General features: G+C 63.7%; 12 protein-coding genes. 4 read left to right on the top strand and 8 right to left on the bottom strand.

Features of this window, described 5'->3' with window-relative positions; genetic code table 11:
• Positions 1-8: 8 nt before the first annotated feature.
• Entirely contained in the window at positions 9-338 is a 330-nt protein-coding gene (locus tag AC56QX_RS13990; protein WP_477223506.1) for a hypothetical protein, read from the bottom strand.
• Between the two features lie 276 nt (positions 339-614).
• On the opposite strand from AC56QX_RS13990, the gene AC56QX_RS13985 reads away from it, so the two are divergent.
• Complete coding sequence (locus AC56QX_RS13985) at positions 615-827, top strand: cold-shock protein (protein WP_010910991.1); 213 nt, start codon at positions 615-617, stop codon at positions 825-827.
• Positions 828-1,199: 372 nt separating this feature from the next.
• On the opposite strand, the gene AC56QX_RS13980 is transcribed toward AC56QX_RS13985, so the two are convergent.
• The 3 genes from AC56QX_RS13980 to AC56QX_RS13970 all read right to left on the bottom strand — a co-directional run bounded on the left by AC56QX_RS13980 (position 1,200) and on the right by AC56QX_RS13970 (position 3,648).
• Positions 1,200-1,808 carry a glutathione S-transferase family protein gene (locus AC56QX_RS13980; protein WP_497116680.1) on the bottom strand — a complete coding sequence of 203 codons (609 nt, stop codon included), beginning with the start codon at positions 1,806-1,808 and terminating at the stop codon, positions 1,200-1,202.
• Between the two features lie 83 nt (positions 1,809-1,891).
• Positions 1,892-2,761 (bottom strand): EAL domain-containing protein, encoded by an 870-nt coding sequence (locus AC56QX_RS13975; protein WP_497116679.1) that lies wholly within the window; start codon positions 2,759-2,761, stop codon positions 1,892-1,894.
• Positions 2,758-3,648: an EAL domain-containing protein gene (locus AC56QX_RS13970; RefSeq protein ID WP_497116677.1), complete on the bottom strand. Its 891-nt coding sequence runs from the start codon at positions 3,646-3,648 to the stop codon at positions 2,758-2,760. The genes AC56QX_RS13975 and AC56QX_RS13970 overlap by 4 nt, the downstream gene beginning before the upstream one ends.
• A gap of 207 nt (positions 3,649-3,855) precedes the next feature.
• Between AC56QX_RS13970 and AC56QX_RS13965 the strand changes: the two genes are divergently transcribed.
• Positions 3,856-5,058, top strand: coding sequence for a pyridoxal phosphate-dependent aminotransferase (locus tag AC56QX_RS13965; RefSeq protein ID WP_497116675.1), 1,203 nt, complete (start codon positions 3,856-3,858; stop codon positions 5,056-5,058).
• A gap of 63 nt (positions 5,059-5,121) precedes the next feature.
• On the opposite strand, the gene AC56QX_RS13960 is transcribed toward AC56QX_RS13965, so the two are convergent.
• Both AC56QX_RS13960 and AC56QX_RS13955 read right to left on the bottom strand, forming a co-directional pair.
• Positions 5,122-6,639, bottom strand: coding sequence for an MFS transporter (locus AC56QX_RS13960; RefSeq protein WP_497116673.1), 1,518 nt, complete (start codon positions 6,637-6,639; stop codon positions 5,122-5,124).
• Between the two features lie 110 nt (positions 6,640-6,749).
• On the bottom strand, positions 6,750-7,145 hold the full coding sequence (locus AC56QX_RS13955; RefSeq protein WP_497116671.1) for a (R)-mandelonitrile lyase: 396 nt from the start codon (positions 7,143-7,145) through the stop codon (positions 6,750-6,752).
• A 349-nt stretch (positions 7,146-7,494) separates the two neighbouring features.
• Between AC56QX_RS13955 and AC56QX_RS13950 the strand changes: the two genes are divergently transcribed.
• Together AC56QX_RS13950 and AC56QX_RS13945 are read left to right on the top strand one after the other, a co-directional pair.
• On the top strand, positions 7,495-9,546 hold the full coding sequence (locus AC56QX_RS13950) for an elongation factor G (protein WP_497116670.1): 2,052 nt from the start codon (positions 7,495-7,497) through the stop codon (positions 9,544-9,546).
• A 726-nt stretch (positions 9,547-10,272) separates the two neighbouring features.
• Positions 10,273-10,773, top strand: coding sequence for a methyltransferase family protein (locus AC56QX_RS13945; RefSeq protein WP_497116668.1), 501 nt, complete (start codon positions 10,273-10,275; stop codon positions 10,771-10,773).
• Positions 10,774-10,809: 36 nt separating this feature from the next.
• Here AC56QX_RS13945 and AC56QX_RS13940 read toward each other — a convergent pair whose 3' ends face one another.
• Together AC56QX_RS13940 and trxB are read right to left on the bottom strand one after the other, a co-directional pair.
• Positions 10,810-11,706 carry a LysR family transcriptional regulator gene (locus AC56QX_RS13940; RefSeq protein ID WP_172225574.1) on the bottom strand — a complete coding sequence of 299 codons (897 nt, stop codon included), beginning with the start codon at positions 11,704-11,706 and terminating at the stop codon, positions 10,810-10,812.
• Between the two features lie 91 nt (positions 11,707-11,797).
• On the bottom strand, positions 11,798-12,772 hold the full coding sequence (gene trxB, locus AC56QX_RS13935) for a thioredoxin-disulfide reductase (protein ID WP_497116665.1): 975 nt from the start codon (positions 12,770-12,772) through the stop codon (positions 11,798-11,800).
• Positions 12,773-12,862: the final 90 nt, after the last annotated feature.

Raw genomic sequence — 12,862 nt, 5'->3', positions numbered from 1 at the left:
TGTGTCCGCTAGTTGTTGTGGAAGAACCGCCGGCGGAAATGCCGGTCATTGTCCGGCCGCTTGCAGTTGTAGACCGGGCAGGATTTGGTGTCGGCGCTCGGCACATAGGCGCGCGCCCTCACCTCGCCCATGGTGCAGAATTGCTGGCTCTGCACATAGCGGTCGTAGAGCGGCAGCCCCGGCACGCGCGTAGACTGGTAGCGCAGGATGACAGCGCCCTGGCGCGCGATCGTCGACTGCACCTTGCCGCAGCTCATATGCGTCGGGTCGTAGCGCGAGATCGCCTGCGCCTCGGCGGCCACCAGCGTCAGGCAGGCGGCAAGCACTATGGTTTTCATGGTCTCCTCCCCTGATCCGCCGCCCCAGGGACAGCGATCTGCAGCAACGGTTTCACCAGATTGGGGCGGCCGTTGGGCGGTCTTCGCATCACGGCTTTCTCACGCAGTCTTGTTTTTGCTGCGAAACCAGCCTATATCAGCCCCATTGATATTTCGGCCGATCGATCCGGGCCTCGCGATCTTCGCGTTTGCTGACGTCTATCTCCAAAATCTCGATGCACACCGGCTGGACATTGGTCTGGTCAAACTAAAGCAAATGTTGAAGGACTATCTAAAATGGCAACTGGAACGGTCAAGTGGTTCAACGCCACCAAGGGCTTCGGCTTCATCCAGCCTGACGCGGGCGGCGCGGACGTTTTCGTTCACATCTCCGCAGTCGAGCGTGCTGGACTGTCGACCCTGGTCGAAGGCCAGAAGATCAACTTCGAGATCGAGCAGGACCGCCGCACTGGCAAGTCGTCCGCTGGTTCTCTGAGCAAGGCAGCCTGATTTTGCGAATGGCGCGCGCCGGGCGAGAGCCCGGGGCGTGCGGCAAGTCACGGATGTACTGACGGTCGCGCGAGAAGCGCGCCCGGAGCGGAAAGACCCGACACGCTGGAACAGCAGATGGCTGCCAGCCCGGACCGGACGCTCCCGATCAGGCTACCAAGGATGGGAAGGCGGGATTTATCCCGCCTTTTTGTTGTCTGGACCACAGCGTCCTTCTCCCCGTTTACGGGGAGAAGTGCCCGGTAGGGCGATGAGGGGCAGCGCTGGCATCTCAAGAGGAACGATCGCAGAGCCAAGCATAACGAAGGCTGGCGCCGCCCCTCATCTGGCTGCCGCCATCTTCTCCCCGTGAACGGGGAGAAGGACGCTCCGTCAACCCACCCACCCGATCGGCACATGCCCCGGATCCGCCTCCACGCGGCCGAGCCAGGCCACGACGGCCGGATAGGCGTCGAGCTGGAAGCCGCCCTGCTCTGCCGTGTGCGTGTAGGCATAGAGCGCGATGTCGGCGACGCTGAAAGCGTTGCCGGCGAAGAAGGCGTTGTTCTGCAGATATGCGTTCATCACGCCGAGCGCCTTGTTGCCGCGCTCCAGCGTCACCGCCAGCCGCTCCGGCGTCGCATCCCCAGCGCGTTCGGGAAAGGTCAGCAGCGCCTTGCGCACGGCGATATAGGGCTCGTGGCTGTACTGCTCGAAGAACAGCCATTGAAAGGCGAGCCCGCGCTCATATTTGTCCGCCGGCAGGAAGCGAGTGCCTTCGGCGAGATAGAGCAGGATGGCGTTGGATTCGGCCAGCCGGCGGCCGTCGTCGAGCTCGAGCAGCGGCACCATGGCGTTCGGATTCTTGGCGACGAAATCCGCTTTTCGTGTGTCGCCGGTATGCGAACTCACCTCGATCGTGGTGAAGGCGAGGCCAAGCTTGGCCATCAGCAGGCGCGGCTTGTAGCAATTGCCGCTGTCGATCATGCTGTAAAGTATCATGGACGGTCCCCGGAGCGCTGCCTTCTGCAAGCGATTATCGCAGCGGCGGCGTCCTCAACCAATGATTTGTTTTGGCGCGACCATCAGCGCCGCTGATGCAAAGCCCTGGCAAAGAGGGGCACGACCTTGTTATCGAAGCCCAGCAGCGCGTCGATCACCAGCGGCTCCTCGTTGAAGATGGTGCCGGCCAGCGCCGGCCGAGCCAGAAGAAAGCCCTGCAGCAGGTCGACGCCGGCTTCGAGCGCGACGCGCAGATGGACGGGTTGCTCGATGCCTTCGACCAGCACCCTGGCGCCGCGGTCGTGCAGGCTGGAGACCAGCGGCCGGAAGAACCGTTCGGCGGCGGCGTGGCGGCAGAACTCCGCGAACCAGCCGCCATCGATCTTGACGATATCGGGCTTGAGCAGGCTCACCCGCTCCTCGGTCGAATGGCCGGTGCCGAAATCGTCGATGGCGATGCGGATGCCGTCGCGCCGCATTTCGCGCACCAGCCGGGCCAGAACCGCGTCGTCCGCCGCCTGTTCGGTGATTTCGCAGACCAGCATGCCGGGGGCAAGGCCGAGCTCGCTGAGATGCCGGCTCATCAGCCGGATCTCGGCCAGCGCCCGCCCGGAATGGTCGTTGATCATCGGATTGTAGTTGAAGAACAGGTCGAGCCCGTCGACGCCGATGTTGCGGAAATTCCTGAGATGCAGCACCCGGCACATGGTCTCGACAAACAGCCGGTCCGCTGCCGCAACACTTTCAAAGAATGCCCGCGGCGACCCGGCCCGGCCGGCACGGTGCGGCTCGATCAGGCCCTCGACCGCCACCGCGTGCAGCGAACGCCCAAGCGGCGCGAAGATCGGCTGGTAGGCGCTGCGCAAGCGGTATTCGCCACGCACGCCATATTCGATGCCGATCTCGTCGGCGAAGATCGCGTCGCCGACATTGCGCCGCCGCTCGAGCCTCATGGCGCAACCCGGCGCCCGAAGGCTTTTGCCGGCCGCCCCGCATATGGCGAGGCCGGAGCCGCCGGTGCGGCAGTCACGGGGGCGGCTTCCGGCGCGGTTTTGCCGAAAACGCGGAAACTGGTCGGCGCCAGTTCCGGCCGCGCCAGCACGAAGCCCTGGACCATCGAAGCGCCGGACTTTTCGGCGAGCTCCAGTTGCCATCCCTCCTCGATGCCCTCGAACACCGTGCGGATGCCCTGGTCCTCGAAGCTCTTCACCATGGTGGACAACAGCGCGAAGCCGGCGCCGGATTCCATCAGCTGCGTGATCCAGTAGGCGTCGAACTTGACGATGTCGGGCTTCAACTCCTTGATGCGGTTGATGTCGGAATCGTCCGAGCCATAATCATCGACCGCGATGCGGAAGCCGTTGCCCCTGAGCGCGGCGACAAAGCCATGCAGGGCCTCCTGCGATGCCGATCTCTGCTCGGTCACCTCGCACACGACGCGGCCCGGATCGATGCCGGCCTCGTGCAGCACCAGCCGCATTTCGCGCAAGGCATTGTCGGCGACCGACCGCTCGGTGAACACCGATGGGTCGAAATTGACGAAGATCGACGCCTCCTGCGGCAGGCAGGCGCCGGCATTGAGCAGATGCAGCGTTCTGGTCAGCGCCTCGACATGCAGTCGGTCGGCGGCCGGACAGGTCGAGAAGAAGGCCATCGGCGATTGCGGCTCGCCGTCGCGGAACGGCCGGATCAGCCCTTCGAAGGCGGCAACCGACAGCTTGCCCTCCTTGAAGGCGAAGATCGGCTGGAAGGCACTTTGCAGCGTGTAGATACCCCAGACACCGGTAGAGGTGCCGTCATCATGACGGATGATATGGGCAAGCCCGATGCTGCGCGACACGGTTCCTCGCTCCGCAATTGGATTGCGATCCTGTCATGCAAGCCTCTACCGCCCGTTAATGAATTTAGTGTTGCCGATCAGCTCCCAATCACAGCCACTTGACGGCTGGATCAGCCAACAATGCTTGCACTGAGCGAAATCATGCGACATGAGAAGCGCCGCGGCCGCTCCTGGCCGCGCCGATCCTTTCAGGAGAGATAAAAGGTCATGGCCTTTCTTGCCGACACCCTTTCCCGCGTAAAGCCTTCCGCCACCATCGCGGTGACGCAGAAAGCCCGCGAGCTGAAAAATGCCGGCCGTGACATTATCGGCCTCGGCGCCGGCGAGCCGGATTTCGACACGCCCGACAACATCAAGAATGCGGCGATCGAAGCGATCCGCCGTGGCGAGACCAAGTACCCGCCGGTTTCGGGCATCGTGCCGCTGCGCGAGGCGATCGCGAAAAAGTTCAAGCGCGAGAACAATCTCGACTACAAGCCCGAGCAGACCATCGTCGGCACCGGCGGCAAGCAAATCCTGTTCAACGCTTTCATGGCGACGCTGAACCCCGGCGACGAGGTCATCATCCCGCGCCCCTACTGGGTCAGCTACCCCGAAATGGTAGCGATCTGCGGCGGCACGTCGGTGTTTGCCGACACCTCGATCGACAATGGTTTCAAGCTGACGGCGACGGTACTGGAAAAGGCGATCACGCCAAAGACCAAATGGCTGCTGATGAACTCGCCGTCGAACCCGTCGGGCGCCGCCTACACGGAAGAGGAGCTGCGCGCGCTGGCTGACGTGCTGTTGAAGCATCCGCATGTCTGGACGCTGACCGACGACATGTACGAGCATCTGACCTATGGCGACTTCGTCTTCAAGACCATCGCCGAGGTCGAGCCGAAGCTCTACGAGCGCACGCTGACCATGAACGGCGTCTCGAAAGCCTATGCCATGACCGGCTGGCGCATCGGCTATGCCGCCGGTCCCGTGCAGCTGATCAAGGCGATGGACATGATCCAGGGTCAGCAGACCTCGGGCGCCTGCACCATCGCGCAATGGGCCTCGGTCGAGGCGCTCAACGGCCCGCAGGACTTCATCGCCAAGAACAAGGCGATCTTCCAGGGCCGGCGCGATCTGGTCGTCTCGATGCTCAACCAGGCGCGCGGCATCACATGCCCGTCGCCCGAAGGCGCCTTCTATGTCTATCCGTCCTGCGCCCAGCTGATCGGCAAGAAGGCCAAGGCCGGCAAGGTCATCGACACCGACGAGGCCTTCTGCTCGGAACTGCTCGAGGCCGAAGGTGTGGCGGTGGTGTTCGGCTCGGCCTTCGGCCTCGGCCCCAACTTCCGCATCTCCTACGCAACCTCGGAGACGTTGCTCGAGGAAGCCTGCACGCGCATCCAGCGTTTTACGGCGTCGCTGACCTGATCGGTTAAAACCTTAAACAGAAGAACCCGGCGTCACTGCCGGGTTTTTTGTTGTCGAGAAACGTCACGCCTGCTGCTTCGCCTCCCGGGCCGAGCGCGCCTCGGCTGGCGCCAGGACGGCGATCAACAGGGCAGCGGTAAGGAACGCGCCGATCGCAGCCGTCACCATCGCCGCGTGGAAGCCGCCGGCATAGGCTGCGGCGAACAGCTGATGCACGCCGCTCTCGCCGATGACGGCATCGCTTGAGAAATCGTGCCGCGATATGGCGGCGCGGGCCACCGCTTGGGCATTGGCAACGCCGGCATCGCTGAGATATCCGGTCAGCAGACTGGTCGCCCGCATGCTCATGAGGGCGCCAAGCAGGGCGATGCCGATAGCAAGGCCACTCTGGCGGGTGGCGTTGATGACCGCCGACACCATGCCGGAGCGCTCGCGTGGCGCATAGGACATCGCGGCAGCACTGCCCGTCGGGATCGCCAGCGAGTTGCCGAGGCCGTTGATGGCGAACAGAGCGCACAGCACCGCATAAGGCGTCGACGGCCCGGCCCAGCACATGCCGAGCAAGGAAAGACCGATCAGCACATAGCCCGCCGTCATCAAAAGCGAATGTCCATAGCGGGCGCTCAGCCGGCCGATCCAGGGCGACACCACCATCTGAACGATGAAGGCCGGCGCCATGCGCAGGCCGGTCTGTGTCGGCGACCAGCCCTGCACCTGCTGCAAGAACATCGAGAAGAAGAAGACGCTGGAGTAGGAGGTGAAGCCGAGCGCGAACGAAGCGACATTGGCGACGGCAAAGCGCACGTCGCGGAACAGGCTGAGCGGCAGCATCGGCCGTGCCGTGCGCGCCTCGAAGCCGAGGAACACCGCCAGGCCAACGACACCCGCGATGATGGCCGTGATGGTCCCTGGATCGCTCCAGCCCGCCTCGCCGGCCGAGATCAGGCCGAAGGTCAGCGCGCCGAGCCACAGGATCGAAAGCGCCAGGCCGATAAGGTCGAGATGGGCATGTTCGGGATGCGCGGTCTCGTTGATCGAAATGGCGCCAAGCACGATCGTCACCAGGCCAAGCGGCAGGTTGATCAGGAAGATGCTCTGCCAGCCGACGGTCTGCACCAATATGCCGCCCAACACGGGACCGACCAGCAGCGAAACGGCCGCGAACGAAGCCCAGCCGCCGATGACGCCGGCCCGTTCGCGCGGATCCGGGAAGGCCTGCGTCAGGATCGACAATGCACCCGGAATGAGCAGCGAGCCGGCAATGCCTTGCACCACCCGGCCGGCCAGCAGCGCCGGCAAATTGGGCGCGATGGCGCAGATCAGCGAACCGGCGACGAAGATGCCGACGCCGGCCAGCCACGAGCGCTTGCGGCCATAGCGGTCGCCGATCAGTCCCGACGACAGCATGAAGGCCGACAGGCACAGCGTGTAGGCGTCGACCACCCATTGCAGGCCGCCGAAATCGGTGTGCAGCGCCTGCTGGATGGTCGGCAGCGCGACATTGACGATGCTGACGTCGAGCAAAGCGACGAACGAGCCGAGATAGACGGCGGCAACGAGCGGCAGGCGGTTCTTCGGCATGGTCTGTCCAGACGTTCAGATTTCGCAGCCATCTAGGACGGCGGCGAACTCGCAGCAAACCTCTCGGCGCTGTTTCTCAGGATGTTGCGGCCCGAATAAGCCCGCAGCACTCAGCCGCCATATTGCTCAGCGGTCACGGCTTCCAGCCAGTCGGCATGGACGCCGTCGAGCGCCTCCTGCATGGCGATATGCGTCATTGCCGTCTTCGGTCCGGCACCATGCCAGTGCTTCTCGCCGGGCGCGAACCAGATGACGTCGCCGGCCCTGATCTCCTGCACCGGGCCACCCAACGTCTGGGCAAGCCCGGCGCCGGAGGTGACATAGAGCGTCTGGCCGAGCGGATGCGTGTGCCAGTGGGTGCGCGCGCCCGGCTCGAAACTGACCAGCGTCGCTCTCAGCCGCGCCGGCGCCTCCGCCTCTATGATCGGCGTCTGCAGAATCCGGCCGGTGAAGTATTTTTCCGGCGCTATGATGGTCGGCACGCTGCCGCAAGCAATGAACTTCATCGTCTGATCCTCGATTGTGTGGAAGTCGGTGCCAGGGGCCGTTGCGCTCCTGTTCCTTGACTGTGAGCGTCACCTTCCTCCGATATCGGGAACCGCGCAACCGCGCACCGGCCATGGTTCGCCTCGGCCAGCTGACGCTGAACACCTGAGGACGCCGCAAGGCACCGGATTTCTATTTCCCTTGCCCTGCCGGCAAACAAGTGGGACGATGCTTTTGGGCAGGTGGCGACAGGAAAAGAACCCCGCCCGCGACGGTCGAACAGGCCGGCCGCCGCTCAGGACCGATTGACCACGCCTGAACCATGCATGCCAGTCGGTCCCTAGGGAAACGCCTGAGTGGAGGTCAGCCATGGGTACTCGCGCCGGAGGACGACGCACGGGACCGAAATGCATTGCCATAGTCGGTCCCTTTGCAAGCGGTAAGACGACACTTCTCGAAGCCATATTGGCCCGTACGGGCTCAATTCCCCGACAAAATCCCGTTTCATCGGGCAGTACCGTTTCAGACCATTCGCCGGAGGCGCGCGCCCACGCCATGAGCGTCGAGGCGACGATCGCCACCACCGAATTCATGGGCGAGCAGATCACCTTCGTCGATTGTCCCGGCTCGATCGAATTCTCCTTCGAGGCCGAACCGGTGCTGGCCGCCTGCGATCTCGCAGTGGTCGTGGCCGAGGCCGACGAAAAGAAGATCCCTGCTTTGCAGCTCATCATGCGCAAGCTCGACGATCTCGGCGTGCCGCGCATCCTGTTCCTCAACAAGGTCGACAAGGCGATCGCAGGCGTGCGCGACACGCTGAAGATGCTGCAGCCGGCAAGCTCGGTGCCGCTCCTGCTACGCCAGATTCCGCTGCGCAAGGACGGCGTCGTCATCGGTTCGATCGATCTGGCGCTGGAGCGCGCCTACATCTACCGCGAATATGCCGAGAGCGAGGTGGCTCAGATACCGGGCGACGACAAGGCGCGCGAACTGGAAGCACGCTTCTCCATGCTGGAGACCTTGGCCGACCATGACGACCAGCTGATGGAACAGTTGCTGGAAGAGATCGAGCCGCCGAAGGACGCGATCTTCGACGACCTTGCCGCCGATCTGCGCGATGGCGCCGTGACGCCGGTGCTGATCGGCACCGCCGAGAAGGGCAATGGCGTGCTGCGCCTCTTGAAGGCGATCCGCCACGACGCACCCGACATCGAGGCGACCCGCAAGCGGCTCGGCGCGGCCGATGGCAGCGCTACGGTGGTCCAGGTGATGAAGACCATCCACACGCCGCATGGCGGCAAGCTGTCGGTGTCGCGCATCCTGTCCGGCCAGGTCGCCGACGGCTCGGAACTATGGCTGCCTGGCGGCGACACGGCGAAGGTTTCCGGCATCTACAAGATGCTCGGCAAGGACCAGTTCAAGCTCACCGCGGCCAAGGCCGGTGACACCGTGGCGCTGGGCAAGCTGGACGAGGTCAAGACCGGCCAGACGCTGACCTCGGCCAAGAGCGGCACCAAACAGCTGTTCGCGTTCGAGCCGCCGCAGCCGGTCTTCGCCTTCGCGCTGCGGCCGAAGGAACGCAAGGACGAGGTCAAGATGTCGGCCGCCATCCAGCGGCTGGCCGAGGAAGATCCCTCGCTCAGCCTGCGCCACAACCAGGACTCGGCCGAGACGGTGCTGTCTGGCCATGGCGAGATGCATCTGCGCGTCGTGCGCGAGCGGCTGGAGGGCAAGAACCAGATCCCGGTCGAAGGCCACGCACCGGCAGTGCCCTACCGCGAGACGATCCGCAAACCGGTGCAGCAGCGCGGCCGCCACAAGAAACAGTCGGGCGGCCATGGCCAGTTCGGCGATGTGGTGATCGAGATCAAGCCGTTGCCGCGCGGCTCCGGCTTCCAGTTCACCGACACCATCACCGGCGGCGTCGTGCCGAAGACGTACATCCAGTCGGTCGAGACCGGCGTGCGCGACTACCTGAAGACCGGCCCGCTCGGCTTCCCCGTCGTCGACGTCGCCGTCAACCTGTCGGACGGCTCCTACCATGCGGTCGATTCCTCCGACATGGCCTTCCAGATGGCGGCGAAGCTGGCGATGAAGGAAGGCATGGCCGCCTGCTCGCCGGTGCTGCTGGAGCCGGTGATGAAGGTCGAGATCGTCACGCCATCCGACGCGACCTCGAAGATCATCGCGCTGATCCCGCAACGGCGCGGCCAGATCCTCGGCTATGACGCGCGGCCCGACTGGCCGGGATGGGATGTCGTCGAGGCGACCATGCCGCAGGCCGAAATCGGCGACCTGATCATCGAACTGCGCTCGGCGACGGCGGGCGTCGCCAGCTATCGCGCCTCCTTCGATCACATGGCCGAACTCACCGGCCGTCTCGCCGACGAAGCGATGAACGCCAACGGCAAGGCCGCGTAATCTTGATCCCGATATAACGCCCCCTCGAAGTTCGAGGGGGCAAAAAACGAAAAACGACGCCCGGGCAGCCGGACGTCGTTTTGTTCGCGGACCGTTTTCTCGGGAGGGGAAACGGCAGGTCCGCCGCATGTGCAGAAGCCGCGCTTTCGGCGGAAAAAGGTTCGGACGCGGTAGCCGCCTGAGCCCGGGCCGTACGAGTGATGCCCCCATCTCCCGTCCGCACCACACCGCGTCCTATGCTCTACATAGCAGCGGAAGGCATCGTTGTCATGTTACCAGAGGTTACATGACACTGTTACGCGGCAATTCTCGTGAAATTCTCAGCCGCCCAGGCAGGGGCTGGGCAACAAAAAAGCCGGATCAACGAAGATCCGGCTGAGTTTGATTGGAAGTGCCTGTTAAGGCTAACCTCCAGAGGGGAACACTCGAGGGCGCTAATGGGAGGAGAACGCGCCCAGGAGATGATCTATATATCTGCTCTTCATGCCCAAGAAACAAGCATCTATTTTGCAACACACGCATGCAAAAAGATGCAGGCTGTGGTCTAACCCATTCCGGAAGCCAATAGGACCAGCAAAAATCGCCGAAACGGGCACGCGGCTGGGTCGTTATCACTACAGACTCGCGAATTGCGGCCGGTTTTCGTTCCGAAATGACAAAACCGGGCAATGATGCGGAAGCAGGCAGCAGGCGTTCATTTCTAAGGCAATGGAGGGGAAGCAGCCAATGCGGACGTTTTCGGCGATTGCCGGCAGCGCTATTTTCCTGATTGCAGCACCGGGCGTGGTGGCCGGACTTGTCCCCTGGCTGCTCAGCGATCGCTGGGGCTTGCCGTGGTCCACCGTACCGGGCTTCGTCCTTGCCGGCGGCGTTCTCATCGTCGCAGCAGTCGCCGCGCTGCTGCATGCCTTCGCCCGCTTCGCGCTCGAGGGATTGGGCACGCCGGCCCCCGTCGCGCCGACCGAGAAGCTCGTGATCGGCGGCATCTACCGCCACGTCCGCAATCCGATGTATGTCGCCGTACTGTCGATCATCATCGGCCAGGCGCTGCTGTTCTCGAGCTGGACGCTTGTCGCCTACGCCGTCATCGGTGCTGTTGTCATGGGCTCTTTCGTCAGGCTCTACGAGGAGCCGACGCTCGCCCGCCGCTACGGCGCCGACTATGAAACCTATCGCCCCAACGTCCCCGGCTGGCTGCCGCGCCTGTCGCCTTGGCGGGGCGAATAGATTCCCCTACCAGCGCTGCCGATCATTCGCTTGGGCTTAAAATGACCAGCTTCTGGCTTTCGCAATGATGAAATCGCGAAACACGTGCAGCTTGGCCTGGTTCTTCATCGCGTCCGGATAGGCGAAATAAGTGTCGAAGGACGGCACTTCGGTTTCCGGCAAAAGCTGCACCAGGCCGGAATCCTTGCTGATCACGTAGTCCGGCAGCATGGCGATGCCAGCGCCGCCCTGTACGGCACGCTTGATCGACAAGATGTCGTTGATCTGTAGCGACGGCACGCGCTGGCCGCCTTCGAAATCACCGACCGTCTCCAGCCAGTTCAACTCCGACAGGTGCGACGGCACCGGCAGTCCGAAGGTGACGATGCGATGGTTTCTCAACTCCGAGACCGAGGCCGGCTTGCCATGCTTGGCGACATAGGAGGGTGCCGCATAGAGGTGGAAATGCACGGTGAACAGGCGGCGCTGGATCAGGTCCGGCTGCTGCGGCTGGCGCAGCCGGATGGCGCAATCGGCCTGGCGCATGGTGAGGTCGAGTTCCTCATTGGCGAGGATCAGCTGCAGGCTGATCTCCGGATAGAGCTCGATGAACTCCTGCACCCGCTCGGTCAGCCAGCCCGCGCCGAGACCGACGGTCGTCGTCACGCGAAGCACGCCGGAGGGCCGGTCCTTGGTCTCGGTCAGGCGCGACTTGATGGTCTCGAGCTTCATCAGCACGTCATGCGCCGTGCGGAACAGCATCTCGCCCTGTTCGGTCAGCACCAGGCCGCGCGCATGGCGATTGAACAGCGGCACGCCGACATCATGCTCGAGCGCGCTGACCTGCCGCGATATCGCCGATTGCGACAGATGCAATGTCTCGGCCGCATGCGTAAACGACCCCGCTTCCGCTGCAGCGTGAAACACGCGTAGCTTGTCCCAGTCCAACGCCATGGTTCCCCTCGTTCTGTTTGGCGTCTGAATGAAAAATCAGGCTTTTACACGGCGTTTCTAAGCCGTTTTTTTAACAGTTTTACAGCGGCCCCTATTCCGCTGCCTCGCGATGCACTTCGATGCCGGCCAGATACTTTTCCGCCTCGAGCGCTGCCATGCAGCCGAGGCCCGCGGCCGTCACCGCCTGGCGGTAGATATCGTCGGTCACGTCGCCGGCGGCAAACACGCCGGGCACGTCGGTGCGGGTCGAATCCGGCGCCGTCCACAGGTAGCCATTCGGCTTCTGCTTCAGCTTGCCGGCGAACAGCTCGACCGCCGGTGCGTGGCCGATCGCCACGAACACGCCGTCGACCTTGAGATGCGTTTCGGCGCCGGTCACCGCGTGCTTGAGCTTCAGCCCTTCGACCGACGGCGGCAGCGGCGCCTTGCCGGGGCGGCCGGTGATCTCGTCGACGATCGTGTCCCAGATGACGCGCACATTGTCCTTCTTCAGCAGCCGCTCGCGCAGGATACGCTCGGCGCGGAAGTCGCTGCGCCGGTGGATGACCGTTACGCTCTTGGCGAGGTTCGACAGGTAGAGTGCCTCCTCCACCGCCGAATTGCCGCCGCCGACCACCGCGACATCCTTGCCGCGATAGAAGAAGCCGTCGCAGGTGGCGCAAGCCGAGACGCCGAAGCCCATGAAATCCTGCTCGGTCGGAATGCCCAGCCATTTGGCTTGCGCGCCGGTGGCGATGATCAACGCGTCGGCCGTGTAGGTGGTGCCGGAATCGCCCTTGGCGCGGAACGGCCGCACGTTGAGGTCGACCTCGGTGATGATGTCGTTGATGATGTCGGTGCCGACATGCTCGGCCTGCTTGAGCATCTGTTCCATCAGCCACGGCCCCTGGATCGGGTCGGCGAAGCCGGGATAGTTTTCGACATCGGTGGTAATCATCAGCTGGCCGCCCTGCTGCAGGCCGGCGACCAGCATCGGCTTCAGCATGGCGCGTGCGGCATAGACCGCCGCGGTGTAGCCGGCCGGGCCGGAACCGATGATAAGAACAGGCGCGTGCTTGGGGGTCATTTAGAGCCTCTGCGGGGCAGACAACGGGGTGCCTTGGAGAAAGACGTGGAATTCGCGGTTAATGTAAGGGTTGCCAACCACGCCAGCAAG

This window comes from Mesorhizobium sp. RCAM 06353, from assembly GCF_059683585.1.
This window is presented reverse-complemented; position numbering and strand designations above follow the sequence as displayed.